Origin of the sequence: Bradyrhizobium sp. (genome assembly GCF_052389815.1) — a bacterium.
Taxonomy (GTDB): Bacteria; Pseudomonadota; Alphaproteobacteria; order Rhizobiales; family Xanthobacteraceae; genus Bradyrhizobium.
In genome coordinates this window covers 1-26,028 of record NZ_JBQTHN010000133.1, presented here as the reverse complement: position 1 = coordinate 26,028, position 26,028 = coordinate 1, and the positions used below count along the sequence as shown (strand labels likewise).

Sequence of the window (26,028 nt, the reverse complement as noted above, 5' to 3'; positions counted from 1 at the left end):
AGATCATCCGGCGCAATGGCAAGGTGACCCCATTCGATTCGGCCAAGATCGCCGTCGCAATGACCAAGGCCTTCCTCGCGGTGGAAGGCAACACGGCGGTTGCCTCACGGCGCGTGCATGAGACCGTCGAGCAGTTGACGGCCGAGGTGCTCGCGGCGCTGACCCGTCGGGCCGGCGAAGGCCGGACCTTTCACATCGAGGACGTACAGGACCAGGTCGAACTCGCGTTGATGCGCAGCGAGAATCACAAGGTGGCGCGCGCCTATGTGCTCTATCGCGAGGATCGCGCCCGCAAGCGGGCCGAGGAAGCGGTCGCGGAGACAACCGCCACAGCCGAGCCGACGCTGCATGTCACGTTGGCTGACGGATCGCGGGCGAAGTTGGATGGCAAACGGCTGGAGCTCATCGTCAACGAGGCTTGCGCCGGTCTCGACGGCGTTGCCGCGGGGCCCGTGCTGGCCGAGACCACCCGCAATCTCTACGATGGAATCAGCGAGGACGAGTTGGCTCTGGCCTCGATCATGGCCGCGCGCACGCTGGTCGAGCAGGAGCCGAACTACGCATATGTCAGCGCCCGCCTGTTGCTCGACAAGCTCCGCGGCGAGGTCCTGTCGTACGTCCACGGCGTGCCGACCCACGCGTCGCAGGCCGAGATGGGAACCAGATATGCCGACTATTTCCCGGCCTATCTGAAAACCGGCATTGCCGCAGAGCTGCTCGATCCGGAGCTTGGCCGTTTCGATCTCACCACGATTGCGGCTGCGCTGAAGCCCGAGCGCGATTTGAAATTCCAGTTCCTCGGCCTGCAGACGCTATATGATCGTTACTTCCTGCATGTGCGAGGCAAGCGGATCGAGTTGCCGCAAGCCTTCTTCATGCGGGTGGCAATGGGATTGGCCCTGCGCGAGATCGACCGCGAGGCCAAAGCGACCGAATTCTATGATCTGTTGTCGTCGTTCGACTTCATGGCCTCGACGCCGACTCTGTTCAACGCCGGCACGCTGCGGCCGCAGCTCTCGTCGTGCTTCCTGACGACAGTCTCGGATGACCTCGATGGCATCTTCAAATCGATCAAGGACAATGCCCTGCTCGCTAAATATTCCGGCGGCCTCGGCAACGACTGGACGCCGGTCCGCGGGCTCGGCGCGCACATCAAGGGAACCAACGGCGAGAGTCAGGGCATCATCCCCTTCCTGAAAGTCGCCAACGACACGGCGATTGCGGTCAACCAGGGTGGCAAGCGCAAGGGCGCCGTGTGCGCCTATCTCGAGACCTGGCACGTCGACATCGAGGAATTTCTCGATCTGCGCAAGAACACGGGCGACGATCGCCGCCGCACCCATGACATGAACACGGCCAATTGGGTGCCGGATCTGTTCATGCAGCGCGTCACTGAGGATGGCGAATGGACGCTGTTCTCGCCGGATGAGACACCCGATCTGCATGACCTGACTGGCACGGCTTTCGCGGAACGCTATTCGCTCTATGAAGCGAAGGCAGCACGTGGCGAAATGCGCGTATTCAAGAAGGTCCGCGCGACCGACCTGTGGCGCCGCATGCTCACCATGCTGTTCGAGACCGGCCACCCCTGGATCACCTTCAAGGACCCCTGCAATCTGCGCTCGCCGCAGCAGCATGCCGGCGTGGTGCATTCCTCGAATCTCTGCACCGAAATCACGTTGAACACCTCGGCTGACGAGGTGGCCGTCTGCAATCTCGGCTCGGTCAATCTGCTCAATCACGTCGGCCCGAATGGACTCGATCACGAGAAGCTGGAGCGGACGGTAAGGATCGCCGTGCGGATGCTCGACAACGTCATCGACATCAATTTCTACACCATCCCCGAAGCACGCCGCTCCAACCTTCGGCATCGGCCGGTGGGCCTCGGGCTGATGGGCTTTCAGGATGCGCTGCACGCACAGCGGATTCCGATCGCGTCCGAGGCGGCGGTCGAATTCGCAGACCGCAGCATGGAAGCCATCAGCTATCATGCCATCGCGGCGTCGTTCGATCTCGCCGCGGAGCGCGGCCGGTATCCATCTTTCGACGGTTCGCTCTGGTCGAGGGGCATCCTGCCGATCGATTCGATCCATATCCTGGCTGACGCCCGCGGCAGCCTCGACATGGATCGCTCCACGACTCTGGACTGGGACAGCCTGCGGCGGAAAGTGATCGCCACCGGAATGCGCAATTCCAACACAATGGCGATCGCGCCGACCGCGACGATCTCCAACATCTGCGGCGTCGCCCAGTCGATCGAGCCGAATTACCAGAATCTGTTCGTCAAATCGAACATGTCGGGCGATTTCACCGTGGTGAACGAGTTCCTGGTCCGCGACCTCAAGGCGCGCGAGCTCTGGGACGAGGTCATGGTGTCCGATCTGAAATATTTCGACGGCAGCGTCGGCCAGATCGACCGGATAGCTGATGACCTCAAGGCGCTGTATGCGACCGCCTTCGAGATCGACAGCGTCTGGTTGATCGAAGCGGCGTCGCGACGCCAGAAATGGATTGATCAGGCGCAGTCCCTCAACCTCTACATCGCCAATCCGTCGGGCAAGAAGCTCGATGCCCTCTATCGGCTTGCCTGGAACCGAGGCCTCAAGACAACCTATTATCTGCGGTCCAGATCGGCGACTCACGTCGAGAAGTCGACCCTGAAGGGCACCGACGGAAAGCTGAACGCGGTCTCCGCCGCTCCAGCAGCGTCGCATGCCCCGCCGATGATGACGGCGACGGTTGCGGTTCCCGACCTTGATGGCGTCAAGGCATGCCGGATCGACGATCCGGAATGCGAAGCCTGCCAGTAAGGAGAGGTAGAATGCTCGACTGGTCAGATACCGAATCGACGGCTGCACAAGCTCTTCCTGTGACGGCATTGCGGCCCATGGTCCAACTGAAGCTCGAGCCGGTCGATCAGACCGGCCTGGGCACGATCGACCGAGCCGGCGGCCGCGTCTCGGTGGACGCGAAGCGGATGATCAATTGCCGCGCCGACGTCAACCAGCTCCTTCCGCTCAAGTACAAATGGGCCTGGGAGAAGTATCTCGCCGGCTGCAACAATCATTGGATGCCGACCGAGGTCTCAATGCAGGCCGACATCGCGCTGTGGAAGTCTCGTGACGGCCTGACGGATGATGAACGGCGTGCGATCAAGCGCAACCTGGGCTTCTTCGCCGCGTCAGAGTCGCTGGTGGCCAACAATATCGTGCTGGCCATCTACCGGCACCTCACCAATCCCGAATGCCGCCAATATCTCCTGCGCCAGGCTTTCGAGGAGGCGGTTCACACCCACACCTTTCAGTACATTGTCGAAAGCCTCGGCCTCAATGAAGGCGAGTTATTCAACATGTACCGGGAGGTGCCTTCGATCACGGACAAGGCAGCGTGGGCACTGAAGCATACGCAACATCTGGACGATCCCTCGTTCAAAACGGGCACGCCAGACGCGGATCGGTCCTTCCTGCGCGATCTCGTCGCCTTCTACGTCGTGTTCGAAGGCATGTGGTTCTATACCGGCTTCGCGCAGATCCTGTCGCTCGGGCGACGCAACAAGATGGTCGGCATCGCCGAGCAGTACCAGTACATCCTGCGGGATGAGAGCATCCATCTCAATTTCGGCATCGACGTGATCAATCAGATCAAGATCGAGAACCCGCATCTTTGGACCCCGGTGTTTCAGGAAGAGGTCCGTGGCATGATCCGCGAGGCTGCCGAGCTGGAAGCTGCCTATGGTCGCGATACAATGCCGCGTGGTTTCCTTGGCTTGAACGCGGCGCTATGCGAGCAATACATGCACTTCATCGCGAACCGCCGTTGCGCGCAGATCGGGTTGACGCCAGTGTTTGCGGAGGCGAAAATCCGTTCCCGTGGATGTCGGAGGCGATGGATCTGAAGAAGGAGAAGAACTTCTTCGAGACTCGCGTGGTCGAATATCAGAACGGAGGCGCTCTAAGCTGGGACTAGCGGCTATCGATCGTGGCGAGTGAGCCCGAAGCTCCTTGCCACATCGCATTTCAGGCAACGGGTTAGGAAAGATGACCGCAGATCATCTCGTGAAGAGTCTTTCCGACCATCTTGCCAGCACTGCCACAGGCTGGAGCGTCGGCACCTTCGGTGCCATCGCCGAGTTCATCCGGGGTGCCGACGAGAGAGTGAAGCTGAACCACGCGAGAGACGCCATCAGCATTGTGACGAACAAAGGCGGTCTACGCCTGGTGCCGCAACCTGATCTGCGCCTGATTGCTTCGGAGTCTCTGACCACCGAAAGCTGGAGCCATCGGGTGGCGCTCTGCCTTCCGCAAGGATCCTGTACCATGAGCGGACGTGAGGTATTCACGGAAATCGGCGCAGATGGCGACGCCTTGCGCGCCGAGGATCGCGACGGCGTCCTGTTCGATCTCGGCCTTGGCACCTTGCAGATAGATGCTTGCGTTCGCGTCAGTGATCCGGCGGTTGTCTCGGCATTGCGGAGCCGCACCGGAAATCCTTATTTACTCCAGGCAATGATGCCATCCGCATCTTGCTTGCGGCCAATCCTCATCGCGTATTTGTGAGCCGCGTCGGACGGGCTGAAGTATTCCAACCGATCCCGCCGCCGGACGGCAAAAGCCCCGAAGGGCCGCATACTCACATCTTGCCGAAACTACTGGCGCATCGCCGCACCCATGCGGCGACGGAGCCCTTGCCAGAAGGCTGGATTCCCTGCGCGCATTTCTATCCTCCGCATCCGCTTCGCGACCCGTTTGGCCGAGCGCGCCCGTTCCGGCACGATTGCCACACTGCCTTCCAGGCCCTACTCGAACGTTATGGCGATCCCAATCTCGTTGCGGTTAAGCGGCGGATCGTTGATGCCGTCGCCTCCGGTCGTGAACCGTCCATGGTTGCGGTCCCGGACGAGCGCTTTGCCCGCGCCACCCTGCGCGTCACGCTTCGCCAGTTGCAGGCACTGGACCAGACATCAGCCACCCTTGCGGCGTGGCAGTCGGCCTGCGATCGGCTCGGTCCCACTGATGCAGACCCCATGGAAGCGTTGCATTGACGTTACGCTTGGCCTGTCCCGGCCTAGCGAAATGTATTAGATTGCGAGCAAGGAGATCATTCATGGCTCTCACCATTTTTCCCGTTCCGGCTACAGGTCTTCGCCTGGCGCCGGTGGAACAGCGGCATGCCCCGCTATTCTGCTTCGCGCTACTGACAATTTCCTGTGCCCTCGCCAGCTTTGCGCTCGCCTGTGCAACACCGTTCGCCGCTTTTGCCGTGGTCGCCGCGGCAATGTTGCCGCTACGTCCCGCACTGCTCGTCGCAGCAGGCGCTTCGCTGGTCAATCAGGCGATAGGATTTGGTGTGCACCACTATCTGATCGACACCAATACGGTGATGTGGGGCTTGGCGATTGGCGCGGGCGCTATTGCCGCAACCGCGGCATCCGTCGCAGTCCTGCACTTCCTTCTGCTGAACCGCACTCCGCTGGTCCTGGCACTGACCCTGGTTTGCGCTTACGGCGCTTACGAACTCGTGCTGTTCGCGGTGACGCCATTCCTTGGCGGCGCAGGCGCCTTCACGGCGGCGATCATTGCGCGCCTCGGCTTTTTGAACCTTGTGTGGCTGATCGGGCTCGTCGCCGCCTGCGAAATCGTCCGGCTGATCAACCCGTTCCGCCGTGGACGTGTGGTTTCGACTTGAACGACAAGGCGTTCTGGCGTTCCGACATTGACGCCTTGATGTTCCCGATTGGGGATCACGCCGGGGCGTGCGCCGTGCACCGTAGAGCGTTTCGGGCGTTACTGGGCTTTGAGCCGGCCCCGAGCGACTGTCTCGCCTATTTTGCCGAATTTGAGGGAGCGTTCAGGTCGGCGGCCGCCATCAAGATTGCGCGCAATCGCGTTCCGCCCGGCACCAATTTGCATCTTACGAGTCGCGACATCGGTCGGAACTTGGTAGAACCAAACCCCGTCACAGGTGGAGAAAAACGATGACCCAAACACACGCATGCGATCCCGGCCGGCAAGGTCGGTCGGCTTGCGCAGTCGCTGATGGCCATGGCGCTCGGCATCTTCATTGTCGGCGTGGTTGGTTTTTCCCACATCGACGTAGTCCATAACGCCGCGCACGACGTGCGTCATTCGAACGCCTTCCCCTGCCACTGATCCGCCCTACATGAGCACGTTTCGCTCGATCGTGTTTTCGTCGGTTATCGCGGGATTGGTCGTTGGCGCGATTGTCACCGTAATCCAGCAGTTCGGCACAGTGCCGTTGATCTTGAAGGCCGAAGTTTTCGAGAAGGCTGCTGAGGCTCACAAGACTGAACCGGTTGCGGCTGGCTCTCAGTCGACGGTTGCCGCTCATGACCACGCAGAACACGAGCACGCCACAGAGGCCTGGGAGCCAAGCGACGGCCTTGAGCGAAACGCCTACACGGCTGCTGCCAATGTGTTAACCGCTATAGGTTTCGCGTTGCTTCTGGCGGCTTTCTTCGCACTGCGGACCGGCAACGTGGGAAGCCATGTGTCGTGGCACGAGGGCCTGATGTGGGGCCTCGCGGGCTTTACCATCTTTACGATTGCGCCTGGACTTGGTTTGCCTCCAGAATTACCGGGAGTGCCGGCGGCGCCTTTGTTGTCACGCCAGATCTGGTGGGTCGTAGCGGCGCTCGCGACGGCGGGAGGTCTAGGTCTAATCTTTTTCCGGCGCTCCGCACCGGCTTCGATCGCAGGACTGATCCTCATCATATTGCCGCATCTCATCGGTGCACCGGAGCTAGAGCACGTTGAGACAAACGTGCCGACGTCATTGTCCCACCAGTTTGTCGTAGCTGTCACACTGACGAGCCTTGTCTTTTGGTCCATGCTGGGCGGCTTGACCAGCGTTGTCTTCTCGTACTTCGACACGAATACTCAGGTCAACGAGACCTGAGCGCGCCTAGTCAAGTATGAGACTGGGATCGATCTTTGTTTCGCAGCGCATCGCCTGATCCTCAGCTCGCATGTGGATGTGAGCTCCAATCAGCGCGTGTGAAGCTGATTACTTCAATAAGCGATCGTTGCTGTTGATCTGGTGGATTTCCGGCCGAGATCGTCAATCGCCAAGATATCTGCGCTTGTTGGCGATTTGTCCCAGACTGCTTACTCGCTCGAATGACGCGTATCGGCCGAGTAGCGCACATCATGCTGAAAAATAAAGAGAAATTGGCGCACCCGACACGATTCGAACGTGTGACCTTTGCCTTCGGAGCAAGATAACGTGCCCGTCCTAAAAATGCGATAGGGCACGCTATGCTACGCTATCCACCTGAAGCAACTGGATATTCTCAGAAACAACAGCGACGTTCCTATCCGAAAACCCGCACCGATTTTCTCCCGCCTGCTTACGTCCTGCTTACGCGAGAGATCGTCCCCGGAACGAAGGAACGTCATGGTCAAGATTACGAAGAGGGTTGTCGAGGCGGCGGAAGCCCAAGAAAAGGATTACCTGATCTGGGACGACGAGCTGCCAGGCTTCGGACTCCGGGTCTTTAGTTCAGGTAAGCGCAGCTACGTCATCCAGTATCGAATAGGTGGTCGCTCGCGACGCTACACAATTGGGCTTCACGGAGCCTGGGCGCCCGAGACTGCACGCCGAGAAGCAAAGGTGCAGCTCGGTCGGGTCGCTGGGGGTGACGACCCCGTTGAGGATCGCCAGCTCGATCACAAGGCGATCACCGTGAAAGAGCTATGCGCTCGCTATTTCGCTGATCTCCAGGCCGGTCTCATCTTGGGGAAGGGCGGACGACCGAAGAAGGCCTCAACGATCGTCACCGATACGGGCCGTATCGAGCGTCACATCATTCCCCTCATAGGAACCCGGCGGGTCAAGGATCTCACCAAGACCGACATCAACAAAGTCCTCAAGGACATCATGGCCGGAAAGACGCGGGTTTCGGTCAAGACCAAGAAGCTACGCGGAAAGGCCATCGTTCGCGGCGGCGCTGGAACGGCCACCCGCACCGTTGGCCTTCTCGGCGGTATCCCCACGTATGCCGTCGAAGCGGGCATCATTGAAACCAATCCAGCCCACGGCATCCGCAAGCCAAAGGATAACGTGCGAAAGCGTCGTCTATCGGAGGCGGAGTATCGAATATTGGGTCGGATTCTCCGCGACGCTGCCACGCAGGAGAAGTACGCCACGGTCGTGGACATCGTTCGTCAGCTTGCGCTGACCGGCTGCCGCCGCAGCGAGATGATCGGATTGAAATGGACGGAAGCTGACACCGAATCGAGTTGCTTGCGGTTGGAAGACAGTAAGGAGGGAGAATCCATTCGTCCCATTGGCCTGCCTGTCGTCGAATATCTCGAGCGACGGCGCACGGACAATGTCGGTACATACGTCTTCCCGGGGCAGGGCGAAGACAACGCCTTCGGTAGCTTTCCAAACCAGTGGAAGCATCTCTTCGAGGACTCCCCGCTATCCGATATTACGCCTCACGTCCTGCGCCACAGCTTCGCGAGTATCGCCAACGATCTCGGCTTTACTGAGGTGACCATTGCGGCGCTGGTTGGCCATGCCAAGGGTTCGGTGACGAGCAAATATATCCATACGCTCGATACAGCGCTCATCATGGCCGCGGACACGATCTCGGGCTACATTCAAGGGCTCCTGGACGGCATTGAGTTCAAACAAACCGCGTACGCGTTGGACCGTGATTCGCGGAAAGCCGCTCTGGCCCGCTTCCTGAAGAGGGCTTCGGGCGCCGATGCAGAGGAGAGCGAAGAGGAGCGCCGGTTGGCTGCCTAGGCGGAAAGAGCGCCAGCAACGACGTTATGGCTTGGCTCATGCCGGAGGATCGAGCAGCGTTTTGAGCGGGAGGACATGCTTCACAATGGGTGATTTCAGCACGATATAGCTGAAGTATTTCTCGATCCCAATGTTACGTTCGAGCAGGTTTTCCATCCGCTCCTGATAGTGGTTGATGTTGCGACATACGAAACGCAATAGATAATCATAGCCTCCGCTGATGAGGTGACATTCCATCAACTCGTCAACATTGCGCATATTGGCCTCGAACTTTACGAAATCTTCCCTGCGGTGATCTACCAGGGTGACCTCCGTGAAGACCGTTATGCTCTCGGTTAGTTTCGCAAGATTGATCTGGGCGCCGTAACCGGTGATGTAACCGGCCGATTCAAGTCGTTTGACGCGCTGCAGGCACGGGCTCGCCGAAAGGCCAACTGATTCGGCCAGATTGGCATTGGTCATCCTGCCGTCCTTTTGCAACTGGACGAGGATGTTCAAGTCAATTCGGTCGAGCTTCGGGACCCCGTTCAATTAATCGTCTCCATGCTGCCGGTGTGTCCTCCTTCGCCGGGACTGTTCACCAGCACTGAGAAAGTCGCGTCACAGCTGGGCTTCGCGGCGCGGCATTTTCTGGCAGTCTTGGGACGCACCGGACAGCGGCCCTCGAACCATGCCATTATAAGCGCTCCGGCCTCCATCGGGAGATGGCCGGACACTTAGGAGTCCGGCCGTCTCCGCGGAGCTTGGCCTAGGCGACCGCCTTCACGCTTTCGGCCGAGAGCGCAGCGTCGATGATCCCGAGAGCCTTGTCGAGATCCTCCTCCGAAACGACGATGGGAGCCAGGAAGCGGATGACATTGCGGTGGACGCCGCACTTGATCACCAAGAGCCCCCGCTGACGCGCGCTGTCGATCACGCGCTGCGCGCGATCGGGATCCGGGGTCTTGGTTTTCTGGTCGCTGACCAGTTCGATCGCCTGCATGAAGCCCAAGCCGCGCACGTTGCCAATGACCGAGTGCTTCTTCGCCACCTCGCGCAGTCCTGTCTGAAGCCGCTGACCGAGCTTCTCGGCACGATCGAGCAGGCCGTCCTTCTCGAAGGCGTCGAGGACTGCGAGCGCCGCGGCGCAACTGACGGCATTGCCGCCGTAGGTACCACCGAGACCGCCGGGCAGGGGAGCATCCATGATCTCGGCGCGGCCGACGGCGCCGGAGAGCGGAAAGCCGCCGGCGAGGCTCTTGGCGACCGTCACCAGATCGGGCTGGATGTCGGAGTGCTCGAAGCCGAAGAGCTTGCCCGTCCGTCCGAAGCCGGTCTGGATTTCGTCGGCGATAAGGACGATGCCGTGGCGCTTGGTGATCTCGCGGAGCGCCTTGAGGAAAGGTACCGGAGCCGGCAGGAAGCCGCCGTCGCCCTGCACGGGCTCGATGATGATCGCTGCGACGCGATCCGGGGCGATCTGGGTTGCGAACACCTCGTCCAGGGCATCCAGCGCACGCTCGGTGGTCATGTCGCGATAGGCGTCCGGGAACGGAGTGTGGAAGATCTCGGAGGCGAACGGTCCGAAGTTCTGCTTATACGGTTGGCTCATGCCGGTGAGGCTGACGCCGAGCATAGTGCGGCCGTGAAAGCCGCCCCTGAACGCGATAACGGCGGAGCGGTTGGTGTAGGCGCGCGCGATCTTGATGGCATTTTCGACGGCCTCGGCCCCGGACGTCAGGAAGATGCTCTTGTAGGGCTCGCCCTTTCCGACCAGGCGATTGAGCTTTGCGGCGAGATCGAGATACGGCCGGTACGCGGTGACCTGAAAGGCCATATGCGTGACGTCCTTGAGCTGCTTTTCGACGGCTGCCACGACGCGCGGATGATTGTGCCCGACGTTGAGCACACCGATGCCGGCGACGAAGTCCAGATACTGCTTGCCCTCGACGTCCCAGACGTGCGCCCCTTCGGCGCGGGCGATCGTGATCGGATGGGCAGTGAGGACCCCACGCGGAACGTTGGCGTTGCGCAGAGTGGCGAGTTCGGCGGCGGTGCTGTGAGCGGCTGACATGGCGTGATCCCTTGCTGGTGTATCGGCCTCGCCACCGGCGTCGGCCTTGTCGGGATCCTACGCACGTCGTCTCGATCAATTTGCCGAAGACGACGGCCAAACAGCATGCATTATCGTCGTTCGACCGCCAAACGGCAGGCCGTGCTGTCGCGCGCCTTAGAAGATCGGCTCTCCGATCGCGACCTCGCTGCGGGGGCTCAGGACGATCACGTTGCCGTCGGCATCCTTCGCGCCGAGGATGAGGAGCTCGGACGTGAAGCCGGCGATGTTCTTGGGACCGAGGTTGCAGACGCAGACGACGGGCGTGCCGATCAGCGCCTCCGGCGTGTAGTTCGTGATCTGGGCGCTCGACCACATGATCCGATCGGCTTCGACGTCGACGCCGACCTTATAGGAAGGATTGCGCGCCCGGGGGAAAGGCTGGACCTCTACGACCTTGCCGATCCGGATGTCGAGACGCGCGAAGTCGTCGTAGGTGGCCAGGGCCTTGAGGTCGGTCATATCGTATCACTCCGTCGATTCCGGGCGGCTCGCCCGGAGGCTCATTAGACCACTTGGGAGCAGCAGGACATTCTGTAAGAGAGAGGGAGACGGCATTATCCGCGCGTCGGACCGGATTCATCAGCAGAGCCTGCCGGGACGACGGTGCAATGCTTGAGACCTCAATTCGGGAGGTCTCCATGTCGCTGCGCGAGCGTTTGAAGGATCCGAGTCTGCTTCGTGAGCAGGCGTTCGTCGGCGGCGATTGGGTCGACGCCGCTGCGGGCGCCACGCTCGCGGTCACGGATCCGGCCACTGGCGCCGAGATCGGCAAAGTACCAGCCTTAGGCGCGGAGGAAACCCGACAGGCGATCAGGGCGGCGGAGGAAGCCTGGCCGGCCTGGCGCGCGCTTCCCAGCAGCGAACGGGGGCGGCTGCTGGAAGAGTGGTGCCGGCTGATGCTCGAGAACATCGACGATCTCTCTCTGATCATGACGATGGAGCAGGGCAAGCCGCTCGCGGAATCGGCCGGCGAGATCCGCTACGGCGCCGGCTTCATCAAATGGTTCGCGGAAGAGGTGCGTCGGCTCTACGGCGACACCATTCCGGCTCCGACGCCCGATCGCCGGATCCTCGTCCTCAGGGAGCCGGTGGGAGTCTCCGCAGCGATCACTCCCTGGAATTTCCCGAACGCGATGATCACCCGCAAGGCGGGCCCGGCTCTGGCCGCCGGCTGTCCGATCGTCGCGAAGCCTTCCGAACTGACCCCGTTCTCCGCGCTGGCGTTGGCCGTGCTCGCCGAGCGCGCCGGCTTTCCGAAAGGCGTGCTTTCGGTCGTGACCGGAATGCCCCAAGGGATTGGCGGTGAGCTCACCTCGAACCCTTCAGTCCGCAAGCTCTCGTTCACTGGATCCACGCGCGTCGGCCAACTCCTCATGCAGCAGTCGGCATCCACGGTCAAACGTGTCAGTTTCGAACTAGGTGGCAACGCCCCCTTCATCGTATTTGACGACGCCGATGTCGATCTCGCCGTGTCGGGATTGATGGCGAGCAAATTCCGCAACGGCGGCCAGACCTGCGTCTGCGCGAATAGAGTGCTTGTTCAGGACGGGATCTACGACAAGTTCGCCGACCGTCTGTTGGCCGCGACGTCGAAGCTCGTCGTCGGCAGCGGGCTGCGCGAAGGAGTCACGATTGGCCCACTGATCAACCGCGCCGCGGTCGACAAGGTCCGTCGCCACATTGACGACGCGCTCTCCAATGGCGCCGCCCTGATGCTCGGCGGAAAGACCGGGGCAAAGGACCAGTTCGTCGAGCCAACCGTCTTGTCGAACGCCACGGTGCACATGCAGTTGGCGAACGAGGAGACCTTCGGGCCCGTCGCTCCTCTGTTCCGTTTCAGGCACGAAGACGAAGCGATCCAGATCGCCAACGCGACGCCATACGGATTGGCGTCGTACTTCTACACCTCGGATGTCAACCGCTCCTGGCGCGTCGCCGAGCGCCTGGAGTTCGGCATGGTCGGCCTGAACACGGGGTCGGTCTCGCTCGAAGTGGCGCCGTTCGGCGGCATCAAGCAATCCGGCATCGGTCGCGAAGGATCCAAGTTCGGCATCGACGAATACCTGGAAATCAAGGCCTTCCACATCGGTGGACTGACCGCGCAATGAGCTGGCGGAGCGCCGGTCGGTCAACCGGTGAGAAGCCTCTGTACCAGGTCCGGCGTGTTCGTGACGCTGTACTTGCGAAGCAGCCGGGTCTTGTAGATGTCGACCGTCCTCGGACTTATCCCGAGGGCGAGCGCGGCTTCCTTGCCGGTCTTTCCCTCGATCAACAGCGCCGCGATGTCGCGCTCCCGCGGCGTCAGCGAGCCGTGGATCGTGAGCTTCTTCGGTTGTCGGCTCGACAGTTCGGTGAAGACCCACAGCGTGTTCCGGTGCGGGTCCTTGGGTGTGTAGGTGAAGCCGCGCACGTGGACCCAGAACAGTTCGCCGTCAAGACGACGCATCACGCGATCGTCCGAAAACACCTTGTCCTTCGAGAGCTGCGGGCCGACGCGCACGCCGGCGCTCTCGAAATGGGTATGGCTCGGATACAGCCGCTCGAAGGTCGTTCCGGTGAACTCGCTCGGCTTGCCGCCGAAGATTTCGGCGAACGCCTTGTTGCACGCGGTGATCACGCGGTTGCTGGCAATGGCCTGGCCTACCGGCGCGTCCTGAAAGGCACGGCGGTAGTCGATCTCGGCGGACGAGTTTCTCATGCTTCTTCCCCGGCCTTGTTCCGGCCGGACACTTAAGTGTCCGGCACCTATAGCATTAAGTGTATAGGCCAGACTAACCTAACTGAATAGGTGATGGGCGGAAACGGGTAAATAGAAATGCCGGGGAAAATCCGGCGGGTACGGCGCAAAGACGGGCCGAACCCTTCATCCGTCCGGTGGAACGTCACGAGGTGTACCGATGCCAACGAGCGCGTCGTTGCTTGAGGTGAACGATATCAGGGCGAGTTTCGGCGGCGTCCGCGCTCTCGACGGCGCGACGTTTTCCGTCGAGGCAGGCACCATCACCGGTCTGATCGGCCCCAACGGCGCCGGCAAGACGACCGTTTTCAATTGCATCTCCGGACTCTTCGACGGCTTCGCCGGTGCCGTGCGCTTCGACGGCGTCGACATCGCTCGCGCGCGTCCCGAAGTCGTTTCCCGATCCGGTCTGGTGCGTTCCTTTCAGCTCGCGCGCGGGTGTCCGCGCATGACGGTGTTCGAACATCTCATGCTGTACGGGCCGAAGCAGGTGGGCGAGGGCGTGTTCCGCGCTCTCGTCAATCCCGGCGCCGTCCACCGGCAGGAACAGGCGCTGCGCGAACGTGCGTTCGCCGTCGCAAGGCAACTGCGGCTCGACCATGTGCTCGACAACCTCGTCACCGATCTTTCGGGAGGACAGAAGAAGCTTCTGGAGATCGGCCGGGTGCTCCTCGCGGAGCCCAAGATGGTCCTGCTCGACGAGCCGATGGCAGGGGTCAATCCGACTCTCGTCGGCGAGATCGCCGACCAGCTCGCCGCAATCCGCGAATCCAGCGTCACCATTCTGCTGATCGAGCATGAGATGGAGCTCATCGAGCGGCTCTGTGACGACGTCATCGTCATGGCGGAAGGCAAGTTTCTGACGAGAGGCAGCTTCGACGAAGTCACGGCCGATCGTCGCGTGCAGGAATGCTATCTGGGAGTCCAGCTCCAATGACGACGCTGAGCGCAAGCGCTGTTTGCGGCGGCTACGCGACCGCCGAATTGATCGTGAAGGGCGTGGATCTGACGGTGGCGCCCAAGGAGCTCGCCGTCATCATCGGTCCCAACGGCGCCGGCAAGTCGACGTTCCTGAAGCTGCTCGCCGGCCTTCTGCCGAAGCGGACCGGCGATGTCTCGATCGACGGCACCGCTCTTCCCGCCGGGGACGCGCATGCCGCCTGCGAACGCGGCGTCAGCTTCGTGCCGCAGGAGCGGAACGTGTTCGGAAGCCTGTCGGTCCAGGAAAACCTCGAGATGGGCGGCTACCTGCTGCGATCCGGATTGAAGAGCCGGATCGAACAGCAGTTGAACCGCTTCCCGATGCTGCGCGGACGGCTTCGCGACAAGGCGGGCAACCTTTCGGGCGGTCAACGCCAAGTGCCGGCGGTTGCGGTCGCCCTGATGACCAACCCGAGCGTCCTGCTGCTGGACGAGCCCACGGCGGGTCTCTCGCCCGCTGCGGCAAAGGAGATCTTCGTGCTGATCCGCGACCTCGCGGCGAGCGGTCTGGCGATCCTCATGGTCGAGCAGAACGCACTTCTGGCGCTGGAGTACGGCACGCGCGGCGTCGTCCTCGTCGCCGGTAGGAAGGTCCGCGACGACGCGGCGGCCTCCGTGATCGAGGACGACGAGATCAGGCATCTGTTCCTCGGGCGGGCCGCTCCGGCGGTCGCGCTCCGGCATTGAAGCATAACAACTGACGAACGGTGAGGAGTTGGACATGTCGAATTTGGATAGACGTACTTTCCTGCAGGCCGGCCTCGGCGTCGGCGGGCTCATGCTGTCGTCGAGCCTTTCGCGCTCCTGGGCGCAGCAGGGCGATCCGATCAAGATCGGCCTGATCATTCCGCTCACGGGAGCGACGAGCCAGTTCGGCGCCACGATGGGCCAGGCGGCCAAGATCGCGGAGACCGAGATCAACGCCGCTGGTGGTGTCCGCGGACGTCCGATCCAGATCGTCGTTGAGGACGACCAGAGCAATCCGGAGGCTGCCGTCCGTGCCGCACACAAGCTGATCGACGTCGACAAGGTGGTTTCGATCGGAGGTTCGTACGCCTCGGCGGTTACGTCGGCCATCGCGCCGCTGTGCTGGGACGGAAAGACCGTCCTGCTCACATCGTCGGGCGCCGACAGCATCACCAAGCTGCCGCACGACGGGTACATCTTCCGGACGTCGCCCACTGTCACCCTTCAGGGCACCAGCGTCGGTAAATATGCGATCGAGCTCGGCGCCAAGAAGATGTTCTTCCTCGGTCCGCAGACTCCCTTCGCGCAGTCGTACATCGACATCATCTCCGGAATCTTCAAGGCCGCCGGCGGCTCGGGCAACGGGCTGATCTACGAAGACAAGAAGTCGAGCTACAGATCGGAAGTCGATCAGGCATTGAAGGAGTCGCCGGACGTCATCGTGCTCGGCGGCTACGTTCCCGACACCTCGGTCGTGCTGAAGGACCTCTACCGCGCCGGCTACTCGGGCAAGAAGGTCGGCTTCTCCTTCGGCATCAATGATGCGCTGACGAAAGCCGTTCCCCCCGAGGTTTCCGAAGGCGCCTATTCCCTCGTTCCGTCCGCCGCGGAGAACTCGGAAGCGTACAAGCGGCTCATCGCCAAGATGAAGCGGCCTTCCCTCGATAGCTACTCTTGCCAGGTCTACGATCACGTCGTCCTGACATCGCTGGCGCTCGCGCGTGCGACGTCCGGCCACGCGAACGGCACCATGGTCCGCGACAATCTGCGCGCGATCTCCGAGGGCGAGGGCAAGCGGACCGACGACGCGACCGAGGCCTTGAAGACCGTCGTCGGCGGCGGACAGGTGAACTACGACGGTCCGAGCGGTCCGCTCGAATTCGCCGACAACGGCGACGTGAAGGGCGTGTTCTTCCGCTATGAGCAGGTCCACGACGGCAAGCTCGTCGTCCGCAAGGTCGGCTGACGCAGCGAACGAGAGCGCACGCCATGTTGACCGACCTGCTGCAGTATCTGGTGAACGGACTGATCGTCGGCGCGCTCATCGCGTTGCCGGCGCTCGGACTGACGCTGATCTTCAGCGTGCTGGGTTTCGTCAACTTCAGCGTCGCTGCGCAACTCACGGCCGGCGCGTATGCCGGCTGGCTGGCGAATACGACGCTCCATCTGCCGCTGGTGCCGGTCCTGATCATCGCCTTCCTCGTCGCAGGGGCTCTGGGCGTCGTGACGGACCGCATCGCCCTCGCTCCGATACGACGCAAGCCGAGCGCTCAGACGCCGCTGATGGTGGCGGTCGTCTCGATCGCCCTGAACATGGCGCTGGAGAACGTTTATCGTTTCTCCTTCGGTAGCGGCCTGAACAGCTTCGACATGCCGATCGCCCGCGACATGAAGGTCGCAGGCATCCGGATCGGACTTCAGCAGCTGCACAACCTCGAGATCGCGATCGGGCTCGCCGTCCTTCTCGCGCTGTTCTTCTCGCTGACCAAACTCGGCAAAGCCATGCGCGCCGTCGCCGACAACGTCGACCTCGCGCGGCTTAAGGGCATCGAACCGGTCCGCCTCGCCAACCTCGCCACCTTCATCGGCATGGGATTGGCAGGCGTCGGCGGCGCTCTCCTCGCCATTGACACCAGCGTCGATCCGTCGACGGGATCCAGGCTGATCCTCTTGATCTTCGCCGGCAGCGTCGTCGGCGGCTTGACCAGCCTGCCGGGAGCGGTCGCCGGCGCCCTTCTGATGGGGGTCATAGGCGAGTTGGGCCTTCTGGTCCTCCCTCCGGTCTACCAGTCCCTGACCGCCTTCGTCGCGATCCTGATCACCTTGCTCGCGCGGCCGGGCGGCATCTTCTCCGGCGCCTCGGGGGTGCGAAAATGATCTCCTATCTCATATTCGCCGCCACGATTGCCGGATTCTACGCGCTGCTCTCCCTTGGCCTGGTCACGGCATGGGGGCAGGGTGGACTGGTGAACCTCGGCTTGGTCGGGTTCGTAGGCTTGGGCGCCTATACGTCCGCGCTGCTCTCGGGAGCGGGGTATCCGATCTGGATCGACTGGACCGCAGCCGCTGCGGTTTCCGCCGCGGTAGGCGTAGCTCTCTGTTTCGTCGTCCGCAACCTGCGCGGCGACTACCTCGCGATCGTGACCCTGGGGTTCGCAGAGATCCTGCGTCTGGCGGAAACGAACGAGAAGTGGCTGACGAAGGGCAGCGACGGCATCTCGGGGATCGTGGCGCCGCTCAAGAGCCATCTCGGAGACGCCTTTCCCCTCTTCTATCTTGTCCTGACCTGGGCGCTCGTCGGCATCGTGGCGTTCTTGCTCAACTGGGTTCTTCGAAGGCCCTTCGGGCGCGCGCTGCGCGCTGTGCGTGACGACGAGCAGGTCGCGGCCGTGGCCGGAAAATCCCTGCTCCGGCTCAAGCTCCAGGCGTTCGGAATCGGCGCGGCACTCTCGGGGCTCGCCGGCGCGCTTTATGCGCACTTCACCAGTTACATCGCACCCGACGTCTTCATCGTCCAGTTGACGATCTACATCTTCCTGGCGGTCACCGTCGGCGGCTACACACGCCTTGCCGGCGCCGTGGTCGGCTCGTTGGCCTTGGTTGCGCTGCTGGAGGCGACGCGCTTCATCGCCGCCGCGGTCCCGGGGCTCGATGCCGTGCAGATCGCATCGCTCCGCGAGTTCGCGATCGCCGTCACCCTGATCCTCGTCATGCAACTGCGGCCCGACGGCGCGTTCCGGATGACCAACGAACGGTCGGGCCTGGGCGCATCGCGCTCCGCTCCGGGCGCCTGCTACGGAAAGAAGGCGATACTCGATGACGCGACCTGACACCGACGGCGCCGGCGAAGAGTTCGCCAGAATGTTCGCGGCGGCCGGTCTGCCTCAGGTCGAGGCCGCAACGGCCCGGACCCGCGGGCGCGGACCGTTCAAGCGACTGGTGCTGCGCGGGGCTTCGATCATCGACGGTACCGGTGCCCCGCCATGGGGACCCGCCGACGTGGTCGTCGAGAACGGCCGGATCACGGCGCTGAAGAAGGTCGGCACGCCGAAGCTGCCGATCAATCCGGACCGCCGTCCCTCTGCGGGCGACTTCGAGATCGATTGCACCGGCAAGTTCCTGACGCCCGGACTGGTGGATGCCCATGCCCACATCGGCGCGCCGTTCCACGCCGAGAACGGGCCCATGCCGAACGCCGACTACGTCTACAAGCTGTGGCTGGCACATGGCGTCACGACCGTTCGCGAGACCGGCTGCTTCAACGGCCTGCAGTGGACGCTGCAGCAGAAGCAGGCGGCGGCCGATCACCGGATCGATGCTCCTCGCATCCTGGCCTACGCGCCGTTCCCCGGTACGAACGACTATGTGAAGACCATTCACACTCCCGAGGATGCGCGCCGGTGGCTCCAGGCCGTGAAGGATCGGGGAGCGGACGGCATCAAGTTCTTCGGAGCTCCGCCGGCGATGATGAAGGCCGCGCTGGAGCAATGCCGAAGCCTCGGCCTGCGCACCTGCTGTCATCATGCGCAACTCGCGGTGGGCCGGATGAACTCGCTGCGGACCGCCCAATGGGGACTGACGAGCACGGAACATTCCTACGGCATCCCCGAGGCGCTGCTGGATGGTCAGACACTGCAGTCCTTCCCGCCCGAGTATGACTACAACGACGAATACCTCCGATTCTCGACCGCCGGACAGACATTCCTCCAGGCGGCGCAGCCGGGCTCGCAGAAGTGGAACGAGGTCCTCCAAGCGTTTCTCGAGGGCGGCCACACCTTCGTCCCTACCTTCAACGTCTACGACGGCAACCGCGACCTGATGCGCACCCGCCGCGCGGATTGGCACGACCGCTTCACAGATCCGACGCTGTGGGCCTACTTCCAGCCGCAGCGCGGCGGACACGGGGCCTATTGGTACCGCTGGTCGACCACAAACGAGGTCGAGTGGCGCGAGACGTTCCGGCTCTGGATGAGGTTCGTCAACGACTACAAGAATCTCGGCGGACGCGTGTGCGTCGGCTCGGATTCCGGATTCATGTTCCAGACCTACGGTTTCGGCTTTGTCCGCGAACTTGAGCTGCTGCAGGAGGCGGGATTCACGCCCCTGGAGGTTTTGCGGGCCGCGACCACCTGGGGTGCGGAGCTTCTTGGCGTCGAAGACGACGTCGGAACGCTGGAAGTCGGAAAGCTCGCCGACATCCTGGTGCACGACGAGAATCCGCTCAACGACTTCAAGCTTCTCTACGGGACCGGCGCCATGCGACTGGACGATCCGACGGCCTCGGTGGTGTGGAAGCGCAGCATCTCGAGCGTCATCAAGGAAGGCGCAGTCTTTAGTCCGGCCGAACTGCTCGCCGACGTCGAGGAGATGGTCGAAGCGCGACGGAGCGCGGCTTGAGAACCGGCTCTCAGGGCCGGCCGACCGCGCCGGAGTTCGTTCTGCTGACCGGCAGCCTCGGCAGCGGCAAGACGACGCTGCTGTGCGACTATCTCTCGCTGCCGGATTCGGCGGACACCGGCGTGATCGTGAACGAGGCCGGCGAGATCAACGTCGACGGCGCCGTCGTCTCCTCCGGCCGGCGCGATCTTCCGATGGCGCTGCTGGGCAACGGATGCGTCTGCTGTTCGTTCGGTGACGACCTGCACGCGGCGATCGACGAGCTGCTGGCGGTCCGTCGGCAATCCGGCGCCGGTGAATTCCGCCGCATCGTCTTGGAGACGAGCGGATTGGCGATGCCAGGCCCCATTCTGCGCTCGCTGATGCGCTACGACAGGGCCGAATACCGATTGCGCATCGTCTCCACTTTGGATGCCGTCAATCCGGAAACGGACGATGTGACGTTTCCGATCCGGTCCGCGCAATTGACCGCCGCCAGATCCATCGTGGTCACGAAGCTCGACCGGGTCTCGGCGAACGATATCGCTGCCGTAGAGCGCGTCGTCCGACAATTCAATCCGACGGCCGGCCTGATCGCCACGGCGGACAGGCAGGCTCGCGCCCGGGCCGCCTTCGCGCCGAGCGGGGGCGAAGCACGGATCGTGCCAGGCCAATTCCAGGCGATCGCGGCCACCGATCACTCGCGGCTCGGCGTCTTCCTCGCGGAATGGCCGGTTTCCGTTCCGTGGAGGGATCTGGGCGATTGGCTTGAAGACCTCGCGGGACTTTGTGGCGACCGGCTGCTGCGCGTCAAAGGGCTGGTTTCCGTGGGCGGGGCGGCCCGACCGATCCTGATCGACGGTGTCGGCACGACGTTCGCCGAGCCCCGTTGGGTGGAAGCCACTCCGATGACGGGACGTGGAATCGTCATCATCGCGCGCGACCTCGACCTGGACGAACTGACCTCCATGTCGGCCGGTTACTCGGCGGAAGTCAGGCCCGCTCTGAAGATCACATCCAGGCGCGCCGCCTGAACGGCGCGTGGGAGGACCACCAGTGTCGCTCGGACGAGAAGCGCTGAAGATCTCAGCGGACGCTACCGGGCTCGAACGGGCGAACGACCGCGCCCGGGTTCAGGATCTCCGACGGATCGAAGGCAGTCTTGATCCGGCGCATCGCGGCGATGCGGCCCGCGTCGCCGTACTTCTCCAGGAGATGCTTCTTGAAGCGCCCGACGCCGTGCTCCGCGCTGAAGGTGCCACCGAGGGTCGCTGCCGTGTCGTAGAGTTGCAGCGACAGGTCGCTTTCGATCTGCCTGGTGAACTCGATCCGATCGGCGTCCGGAGGGACCAGGACGTTGTAGTGCAGATTGCCGTCGCCGACGTGGCCATAGACGGAGAGCTCGAGATCGGGCCCATACGCTTGTACCTGCGAGCCGGCGAGGTCCAGAAAGCGCTGAATAGCGGAGAGGGGCACGGAAATGTCGTGCTTGACCGATCCATTCCGGCGCTTCTCGCCCTCCGGAATGTTCTCGCGGACCTCCCACATCGCGGCCCGCTGGGCTCTGCTCTGAGCGAGGAAGGCGTCCTCGATCCATCCGGATTCGACGGCTTCGCCGAGAACGGCTTCCATCAGCCCGTCGAGGTCGAGATGACTGGAGGAGGAGGCGAGCTCGACGAGCACGGCGCCTCCCGGGCCTGCATCGACCGAAGGCGGGTTGGTCGTCGCGTCGGTCGCGAGCGCGATAGATCTCGCCGTCATGAATTCGAACGTGGTGAGCAGTTCCGCGGATTCCCTTCGCACCAGGCCGAGAAGCTCTGCGAGCGGGGCGCCCGCCGCAAGCTTCAGCCAAGCGGTCGCGCGGCGGGCCGGCATGGGCGCGAGCCGCAACACGGCGCCCGTGACGATGCCGAGGGTCCCCTCGCTTCCGACGAAGCATTGCTTGATGTCGTAGCCGGTATTGTTCTTCCGCAGCTTGCGCATGTCGGAGACCACGGTGCCGTCCGACAGCACCGCCTCGATCCCGAGGAGCAGATCGCGCGTCATCCCGTATCTGACGACCGACAGTCCGCCGGCGTTCGAGCCGATGTTGCCGCCGATCCGGCAACTACCTTCCGCGCCGAGGCTGAGCGGCAACAGAAGTCCGACGCTCGCCGCCGCGTCCTGTACATTCTTCAGGATGGCGCCGGCGTCGACCGAGATGCTCATGGAGACGGGGTCGATTTCCCGGATCCGGTCCATCCGCTCGAGGCTCAATATCATCTGCCGTCCGGAGGCGTCCGGCGTCGCGCCGCCGCAGTAGCTGGTGTTGCCGCCCTGCGGAACGAGTCCGATGCCCAGGCGCGCCGCCAGCTGCACGATGTCGGCAACCTGCTTCGTCGTCGCCGGCTTCAGCACGGCGAACGTCGAGCCGGTGAAGAGCTGGCGTTGATCCGTCGTGTAGGTCGCGATCCGTTCTGGATCGTCGACGATGCCCCCGCCGTCAAGAACGTCGCGAAAGGCGTGAACGTGTACCGACTGAGACATGTTGCGGATCCCGATTGGCGTCGGATCATCTTCGCGCAGTTGCGCGGCATCGCTTGCCGTTCGGCAGTCGTTTCGAAGGAGCGGATGCCGAAATGCCGCGATGTTCGGCAGTTCGCACCGCTGAGGTTTTGTATTCATCGTCTTCATCCCTTCCGGGGCCGGCTTGCGCGCTGGCGGCAGATTGTGCCGGCACGAAGCCGAAAATCGATCGGTTCTACGGAGCGGATCGCGTCGACGCGGAGATCCCGCCATCCGTCGGGCCTATACTGATACAATCAAAGAGGAGACATCGACATGTTGCTCACCGATTTCGACGCGCTGACCTTCGATTGCTACGGTACCTTGATCGATTGGGAGGGCGGGATGGTCGAGGCTCTGAAGAGCCTCACGGATCGCGTAAAGCATCCACTCACGCGCGACCAGATTCTGGAGGCGCACGCACGTCATGAGTCAAGTCAGCAGAAATATACCCCGGCGAAGCGATATCGGGATTTGCTGCCGATCGTCTACAAGCGCCTCGCAGAGGAGTGGGGCGTGCATGTGACCCACGAAGATTGCGTCGAGTACGGCCGGTCCGTCGGAAATTGGCCGACGTTCGAGGACTCCCCGGGAGCGCTTCAGTATCTGAAGAAGTATTTCAAGCTCGTCATCCTTTCCAACGTGGACAACGAGACGTTCCAGGCAAGTAACCGCAGGCTCCAGGTGGAGTTCGATGCGATCTACACAGCCGAGGACATCGGATCGTACAAGCCGTCGCCTCGAAACTTCGAGTACATGATCGAAAAGCTGGGAGAGATCGGCGTGAAGAAGGAGAAGATCCTGCACACCGCCGAGAGCATGTTCCACGACCACAAGCCGGCGAACGAGCACGGCTTGAAGTCGTGCTGGATCTACCGTCGTCACGATAAGGAAGGCTTCGGAGCCACCATGAATCCGGGCCAGATGCCGCACTTCGACTTCCGATTCAACAGCACGCACGATCTCGTCAAGGCTCATCAGGAGCAACTGCGGGTCAAATGACCCGCGGTCGTTTAGCTTGCTCTGACAACTTGAAGCAAGGCGCCGTTCTGCGAGACGGCGGGTAGCGAGACGATATCATCGGTCGCAATGCGTTGGATTGAAAGTGGATGGAGATGACAACCGGAGACGTATCCGATGCCACACGGAGGTTACTACAGTCGCTTCGGATGCCGGGGCAGCCTGAGCCTTTCTATGCAGTGTTGAAGGATGTACTTCAAGAAACGGCCGGCTTCATTTTCGTAACCTTGTTTCTCGTTCACCGAGGAGAGACGCTACGGATTTTCACGACCGAAGACGAGCTCTACCCAACCGGCGTTCGCAAGCCGATGGCTTCCACCGCTTGGGGAGATCTGGTGATCGGGCGCCAAGAGACGTTCCTTGCGACCGATTTGCGAGGAATTCGGTCAGCGTTTTTCGATCATGCGAAGATTGAAAGTCTGGGATGCGGGTCGGCGATCTGTGTCCCGATCGTCTACGACGGAAAATGCATTGGCTCATTGAATTTGAACCATCGGGAGCACCACTATACCAAGCAGCACGTGGGGATGATCGAGACTTTCGCACCTGTTCTGGTTCCAGTGCTGCTGGATGCAGTCCATAGGCTTGACGAGGCTTAGGCGGCTCCGGTCACGTCAGTCGTTTCTCGAAAGCGCGGAAGCTCCGGAGAAGATGATAACACCTCCCGCTTAGCTTGTAGGTCTCATATACGGTACCTCGAAGCATTAAATGAGCTGGCGCCTTGGCAGCGGAAATGCTCGACGTAAAGGTGCGCTTCGTCGCGATAATAGGTCGCGAAATAGTGGCTCGCTGCCGGCGCTCTGCGCGAGATTCTCGGGTTAGAGGCCGACGCGATCGGAGCCAGCAGCAAGACTTGGGCCGCAGCGGGCGGCGGATGAATTTCCAACAAGCTTCGCTTGTCGCCAAGAGATCAGTACGCCCGCAACAATTTCATTCGGATTGCTTACTCGCGCGACCAAGCGGATCTAGAGTTTGGTCTAGATGTCCGCATCGCCTTGGGACACCAAGAGAAATGGCGCACCCGACACGATTCGAACGTGTGACCTTTGCCTTCGGAGGGCAACGCTAATCGTTCAAGCTACCGCCTGAAAAAGCAATTTGAGGTAGGTGCACGTCTCCGCAACGAACTGAAAAAGCGCGCTGAAGATTATTCCAGCATGGGCGGGGCCAACCCCAGAATAACCCCGGCTACACCAGAAACGAACGGGGATAATCGCCGGCACACAGAGCCAAAGATATAGGTTTAACAACGTTACACGCTGCAATAACCGGATTCGGGACGCCGGTGCCTCAGGTCCAACTAACCAAATTACTGCCGCCGCAGCAGCGGTCACGTTGCGAGCCCCCGCAACGATGTCAAATTGCGAAACCCCAACCCCAAGCGGGATCTTCATTTCGGAGGGGGTGTTTCAGCGGATTAGATCGCGGTGTGCCCAACGTTGTCTTCGATCGTCAAGCGCGGGACATCTATGCGAGGCGCAAGAAGTTTGTAAACAACGCGTGCCCCTGTTGGGTAAGTATTGATTCCGGATGAAACTGCACGCCATAGGTTGGTTGATGGCGATGGGCGAGCGCCATGATCTCGCCTTCGTCCGAACGCGCCGTCACAATGAGAGGTGATCGGCATAAATCGTCGAATTCAACCACGAGAGAATGGTAGCGCCCGACGCAAAGCGGGGACGGAAGCTCCTTGAATAGCCCTTGGCCATCATGAGTTATATGCGAGGCCCGTCCGTGCATGGGACGACGTGAGCGCGCGACGCGTCCACCAAAAACGCTCCCAATACACTGGTGTCCGAGGCAGATGCCGAGAATCGGGACGCGGCCAGAGAGCTCACGGACGACGGCCGTGGAGATCCCGGCCTCGGTTGGAGTGCAGGGGCCCGGCGAGATGACCACGGCGCGCGGCCTGAGCCGAACAAGATCGCTGACGGTGATAACATCATTTCGGATCACCTCTGTGACTTCCCCGAGCTCGCGGAAGTAACGGGCAATGTTGAAGACGAAGGAGTCGTAGTTGTCGATGATCGCGATCATGTCGCGCTGCCTGCTTCGGGACGAAACGCGTCAAAGATGCGCTGCGCCTTGGCGAGCGTCTCCTTGTATTCGGCGTCGGGCTCCGACATCGCCGTGATCCCGCCACCCGCATGAAAGACAGCCAATCCATCTTCGATCGTTACAGTTCGGATCGCAATATTTGTGTCCATGCGCCCGTTGAAGCCAATGAAACCGATCGCCCCGCAATAAACCTCTCGCGCCACACCTTCGATTTCGGCGATAATCTCCATCGATCGCACCTTCGGCGCTCCAGTGACAGAGCCGCCGGGAAAGCAAGCTTTCAACAGGGTAACGGCGTCCTGGTCTCCCGCGAGTTTCCCTGTAATGACTGACACGAGGTGATGCACCGAGGCATAGGATTCGAGCCCACACAGCGCGGGGACCTTGACCGAATGCGCAGCGCAAACGCGCGACAGATCGTTGCGGAGGAGGTCGACGATCATAATATTCTCGGCACGGTCCTTCTCGGACGTGAGTA

The 26,028-nt window shown here is 61.9% G+C and carries 22 protein-coding genes, 1 tRNA gene and 2 pseudogenes; 17 read left to right on the top strand and 8 right to left on the bottom strand.

The window, feature by feature from the left end; all coding sequences use genetic code 11:
- Nucleotides 1-2: 2 nt before the first annotated feature.
- The 7 genes and pseudogenes from ACT4OC_RS21505 (at nucleotide 3) to ACT4OC_RS21475 (ending at nucleotide 8,772) form a co-directional block, all read left to right on the top strand.
- Nucleotides 3-2,810, top strand: a complete 2,808-nt coding sequence (locus tag ACT4OC_RS21505) for a ribonucleoside-diphosphate reductase subunit alpha (RefSeq protein WP_444841045.1) — start codon at nucleotides 3-5, stop codon at nucleotides 2,808-2,810.
- Between the two features lie 11 nt (nucleotides 2,811-2,821).
- Nucleotides 2,822-3,966 (top strand): annotated as a pseudogene (locus ACT4OC_RS21500) (ribonucleotide-diphosphate reductase subunit beta).
- A 71-nt stretch (nucleotides 3,967-4,037) separates the two neighbouring features.
- Nucleotides 4,038-5,041: pseudogene (locus tag ACT4OC_RS21495) on the top strand (DUF6925 family protein).
- 62 nt (nucleotides 5,042-5,103) lie between these two features.
- Nucleotides 5,104-5,685 carry a hypothetical protein gene (locus ACT4OC_RS21490; protein ID WP_444841044.1) on the top strand — a complete coding sequence of 194 codons (582 nt, stop codon included), beginning with the start codon at nucleotides 5,104-5,106 and terminating at the stop codon, nucleotides 5,683-5,685.
- A gap of 311 nt (nucleotides 5,686-5,996) precedes the next feature.
- A complete protein-coding gene (locus tag ACT4OC_RS21485) occupies nucleotides 5,997-6,149 on the top strand; it encodes a CbtB domain-containing protein (protein ID WP_444841046.1) in 153 nt (50 codons plus the stop codon).
- Between the two features lie 10 nt (nucleotides 6,150-6,159).
- A complete protein-coding gene (locus ACT4OC_RS21480; RefSeq protein WP_444841043.1) occupies nucleotides 6,160-6,915 on the top strand; it encodes a CbtA family protein in 756 nt (251 codons plus the stop codon).
- A gap of 498 nt (nucleotides 6,916-7,413) precedes the next feature.
- The gene (locus ACT4OC_RS21475) at nucleotides 7,414-8,772 is read left to right on the top strand and encodes a tyrosine-type recombinase/integrase (RefSeq protein WP_444841042.1); all 1,359 of its coding nucleotides are present in this window, start codon (nucleotides 7,414-7,416) and stop codon (nucleotides 8,770-8,772) included.
- A 36-nt stretch (nucleotides 8,773-8,808) separates the two neighbouring features.
- Here ACT4OC_RS21475 and ACT4OC_RS21470 read toward each other — a convergent pair whose 3' ends face one another.
- The 3 genes from ACT4OC_RS21470 to ACT4OC_RS21460 form a co-directional block, all read right to left on the bottom strand.
- Complete coding sequence (locus tag ACT4OC_RS21470; protein ID WP_444841041.1) at nucleotides 8,809-9,303, bottom strand: Lrp/AsnC family transcriptional regulator; 495 nt, start codon at nucleotides 9,301-9,303, stop codon at nucleotides 8,809-8,811.
- Nucleotides 9,304-9,520: 217 nt separating this feature from the next.
- Nucleotides 9,521-10,825 carry a 4-aminobutyrate--2-oxoglutarate transaminase gene (gene gabT, locus ACT4OC_RS21465; RefSeq protein ID WP_444841040.1) on the bottom strand — a complete coding sequence of 435 codons (1,305 nt, stop codon included), beginning with the start codon at nucleotides 10,823-10,825 and terminating at the stop codon, nucleotides 9,521-9,523.
- A gap of 156 nt (nucleotides 10,826-10,981) precedes the next feature.
- Nucleotides 10,982-11,326, bottom strand: coding sequence for a tRNA-binding protein (locus ACT4OC_RS21460; protein ID WP_444841039.1), 345 nt, complete (start codon nucleotides 11,324-11,326; stop codon nucleotides 10,982-10,984).
- Nucleotides 11,327-11,505: 179 nt separating this feature from the next.
- Here ACT4OC_RS21460 and ACT4OC_RS21455 point away from each other — a divergent pair, with 179 nt between their 5' ends.
- Nucleotides 11,506-12,975, top strand: a complete 1,470-nt coding sequence (locus ACT4OC_RS21455) for an NAD-dependent succinate-semialdehyde dehydrogenase (RefSeq protein ID WP_444841038.1) — start codon at nucleotides 11,506-11,508, stop codon at nucleotides 12,973-12,975.
- A gap of 20 nt (nucleotides 12,976-12,995) precedes the next feature.
- Here the strand turns inward: ACT4OC_RS21455 and ACT4OC_RS21450 are convergent, their stop codons facing one another.
- Nucleotides 12,996-13,565, bottom strand: coding sequence for a LuxR C-terminal-related transcriptional regulator (locus ACT4OC_RS21450; protein WP_444841037.1), 570 nt, complete (start codon nucleotides 13,563-13,565; stop codon nucleotides 12,996-12,998).
- Nucleotides 13,566-13,764: 199 nt separating this feature from the next.
- Between ACT4OC_RS21450 and ACT4OC_RS21445 the strand changes: the two genes are divergently transcribed.
- From ACT4OC_RS21445 to ACT4OC_RS21415, 7 genes are read left to right on the top strand one after another with little or no spacing between them, the layout of a single operon-like run.
- Nucleotides 13,765-14,541 (top strand): ABC transporter ATP-binding protein, encoded by a 777-nt coding sequence (locus ACT4OC_RS21445; protein ID WP_444841036.1) that lies wholly within the window; start codon nucleotides 13,765-13,767, stop codon nucleotides 14,539-14,541.
- On the top strand, nucleotides 14,538-15,272 hold the full coding sequence (locus ACT4OC_RS21440) for an ABC transporter ATP-binding protein (RefSeq protein WP_444841035.1): 735 nt from the start codon (nucleotides 14,538-14,540) through the stop codon (nucleotides 15,270-15,272). The genes ACT4OC_RS21445 and ACT4OC_RS21440 overlap by 4 nt, the downstream gene beginning before the upstream one ends.
- A gap of 34 nt (nucleotides 15,273-15,306) precedes the next feature.
- A complete protein-coding gene (locus ACT4OC_RS21435; RefSeq protein WP_444841034.1) occupies nucleotides 15,307-16,518 on the top strand; it encodes an ABC transporter substrate-binding protein in 1,212 nt (403 codons plus the stop codon).
- A gap of 23 nt (nucleotides 16,519-16,541) precedes the next feature.
- Nucleotides 16,542-17,429: a branched-chain amino acid ABC transporter permease gene (locus tag ACT4OC_RS21430; protein ID WP_444841033.1), complete on the top strand. Its 888-nt coding sequence runs from the start codon at nucleotides 16,542-16,544 to the stop codon at nucleotides 17,427-17,429.
- A complete protein-coding gene (locus tag ACT4OC_RS21425; RefSeq protein ID WP_444841032.1) occupies nucleotides 17,426-18,382 on the top strand; it encodes a branched-chain amino acid ABC transporter permease in 957 nt (318 codons plus the stop codon). The genes ACT4OC_RS21430 and ACT4OC_RS21425 overlap by 4 nt, the downstream gene beginning before the upstream one ends.
- Nucleotides 18,369-19,949 carry an amidohydrolase family protein gene (locus ACT4OC_RS21420; RefSeq protein ID WP_444841031.1) on the top strand — a complete coding sequence of 527 codons (1,581 nt, stop codon included), beginning with the start codon at nucleotides 18,369-18,371 and terminating at the stop codon, nucleotides 19,947-19,949. Before ACT4OC_RS21425 ends, ACT4OC_RS21420 begins: the two co-directional genes overlap by 14 nt.
- Nucleotides 19,946-20,962, top strand: a complete 1,017-nt coding sequence (locus tag ACT4OC_RS21415; RefSeq protein WP_444841030.1) for a CobW family GTP-binding protein — start codon at nucleotides 19,946-19,948, stop codon at nucleotides 20,960-20,962. The genes ACT4OC_RS21420 and ACT4OC_RS21415 overlap by 4 nt, the downstream gene beginning before the upstream one ends.
- Nucleotides 20,963-21,014: 52 nt before the next feature.
- Here the strand turns inward: ACT4OC_RS21415 and ACT4OC_RS21410 are convergent, their stop codons facing one another.
- Entirely contained in the window at nucleotides 21,015-22,454 is a 1,440-nt protein-coding gene (locus ACT4OC_RS21410) for an FAD-binding oxidoreductase (protein ID WP_444841029.1), read from the bottom strand.
- 294 nt (nucleotides 22,455-22,748) lie between these two features.
- Here ACT4OC_RS21410 and ACT4OC_RS21405 point away from each other — a divergent pair, with 294 nt between their 5' ends.
- Together ACT4OC_RS21405 and ACT4OC_RS21400 are read left to right on the top strand one after the other, a co-directional pair.
- The gene (locus ACT4OC_RS21405) at nucleotides 22,749-23,474 is read left to right on the top strand and encodes a haloacid dehalogenase type II (RefSeq protein ID WP_444841028.1); all 726 of its coding nucleotides are present in this window, start codon (nucleotides 22,749-22,751) and stop codon (nucleotides 23,472-23,474) included.
- A gap of 107 nt (nucleotides 23,475-23,581) precedes the next feature.
- Nucleotides 23,582-24,091 (top strand): GAF domain-containing protein, encoded by a 510-nt coding sequence (locus tag ACT4OC_RS21400; RefSeq protein ID WP_444841027.1) that lies wholly within the window; start codon nucleotides 23,582-23,584, stop codon nucleotides 24,089-24,091.
- Between the two features lie 414 nt (nucleotides 24,092-24,505).
- On the opposite strand, the gene ACT4OC_RS21395 is transcribed toward ACT4OC_RS21400, so the two are convergent.
- The 3 genes from ACT4OC_RS21395 to ACT4OC_RS21385 all read right to left on the bottom strand — a co-directional run.
- Nucleotides 24,506-24,577, bottom strand: a tRNA-Arg gene (locus ACT4OC_RS21395).
- Between the two features lie 382 nt (nucleotides 24,578-24,959).
- Nucleotides 24,960-25,529, bottom strand: coding sequence for an anthranilate synthase component II (locus ACT4OC_RS21390; protein ID WP_444841026.1), 570 nt, complete (start codon nucleotides 25,527-25,529; stop codon nucleotides 24,960-24,962).
- Nucleotides 25,526-26,028: chorismate-binding protein (locus tag ACT4OC_RS21385; protein WP_444841025.1), on the bottom strand; the 503-nt coding region annotated here is incomplete at its 5' end. The genes ACT4OC_RS21390 and ACT4OC_RS21385, both read right to left, overlap by 4 nt.

Coding starts and splice junctions, on each gene's coding strand:
- ACT4OC_RS21490 (WP_444841044.1), top strand. CDS start 5,104: ATGGCTCTCACCATTTTTCCCGTTCCGGCTACAGGTCTTCGCCTGGCG.
- ACT4OC_RS21480 (WP_444841043.1), top strand. CDS start 6,160: ATGAGCACGTTTCGCTCGATCGTGTTTTCGTCGGTTATCGCGGGATTG.
- ACT4OC_RS21475 (WP_444841042.1), top strand. CDS start 7,414: ATGGTCAAGATTACGAAGAGGGTTGTCGAGGCGGCGGAAGCCCAAGAA.
- gabT (WP_444841040.1), bottom strand. CDS start 10,825: ATGTCAGCCGCTCACAGCACCGCCGCCGAACTCGCCACTCTGCGCAAC.
- ACT4OC_RS21460 (WP_444841039.1), bottom strand. CDS start 11,326: ATGACCGACCTCAAGGCCCTGGCCACCTACGACGACTTCGCGCGTCTC.
- ACT4OC_RS21455 (WP_444841038.1), top strand. CDS start 11,506: ATGTCGCTGCGCGAGCGTTTGAAGGATCCGAGTCTGCTTCGTGAGCAG.
- ACT4OC_RS21450 (WP_444841037.1), bottom strand. CDS start 13,565: ATGAGAAACTCGTCCGCCGAGATCGACTACCGCCGTGCCTTTCAGGAC.
- ACT4OC_RS21445 (WP_444841036.1), top strand. CDS start 13,765: ATGCCAACGAGCGCGTCGTTGCTTGAGGTGAACGATATCAGGGCGAGT.
- ACT4OC_RS21440 (WP_444841035.1), top strand. CDS start 14,538: ATGACGACGCTGAGCGCAAGCGCTGTTTGCGGCGGCTACGCGACCGCC.
- ACT4OC_RS21435 (WP_444841034.1), top strand. CDS start 15,307: ATGTCGAATTTGGATAGACGTACTTTCCTGCAGGCCGGCCTCGGCGTC.
- ACT4OC_RS21430 (WP_444841033.1), top strand. CDS start 16,542: ATGTTGACCGACCTGCTGCAGTATCTGGTGAACGGACTGATCGTCGGC.
- ACT4OC_RS21425 (WP_444841032.1), top strand. CDS start 17,426: ATGATCTCCTATCTCATATTCGCCGCCACGATTGCCGGATTCTACGCG.
- ACT4OC_RS21420 (WP_444841031.1), top strand. CDS start 18,369: ATGACGCGACCTGACACCGACGGCGCCGGCGAAGAGTTCGCCAGAATG.
- ACT4OC_RS21410 (WP_444841029.1), bottom strand. CDS start 22,454: ATGTCTCAGTCGGTACACGTTCACGCCTTTCGCGACGTTCTTGACGGC.
- ACT4OC_RS21405 (WP_444841028.1), top strand. CDS start 22,749: ATGTTGCTCACCGATTTCGACGCGCTGACCTTCGATTGCTACGGTACC.
- ACT4OC_RS21400 (WP_444841027.1), top strand. CDS start 23,582: ATGGAGATGACAACCGGAGACGTATCCGATGCCACACGGAGGTTACTA.
- ACT4OC_RS21390 (WP_444841026.1), bottom strand. CDS start 25,529: ATGATCGCGATCATCGACAACTACGACTCCTTCGTCTTCAACATTGCC.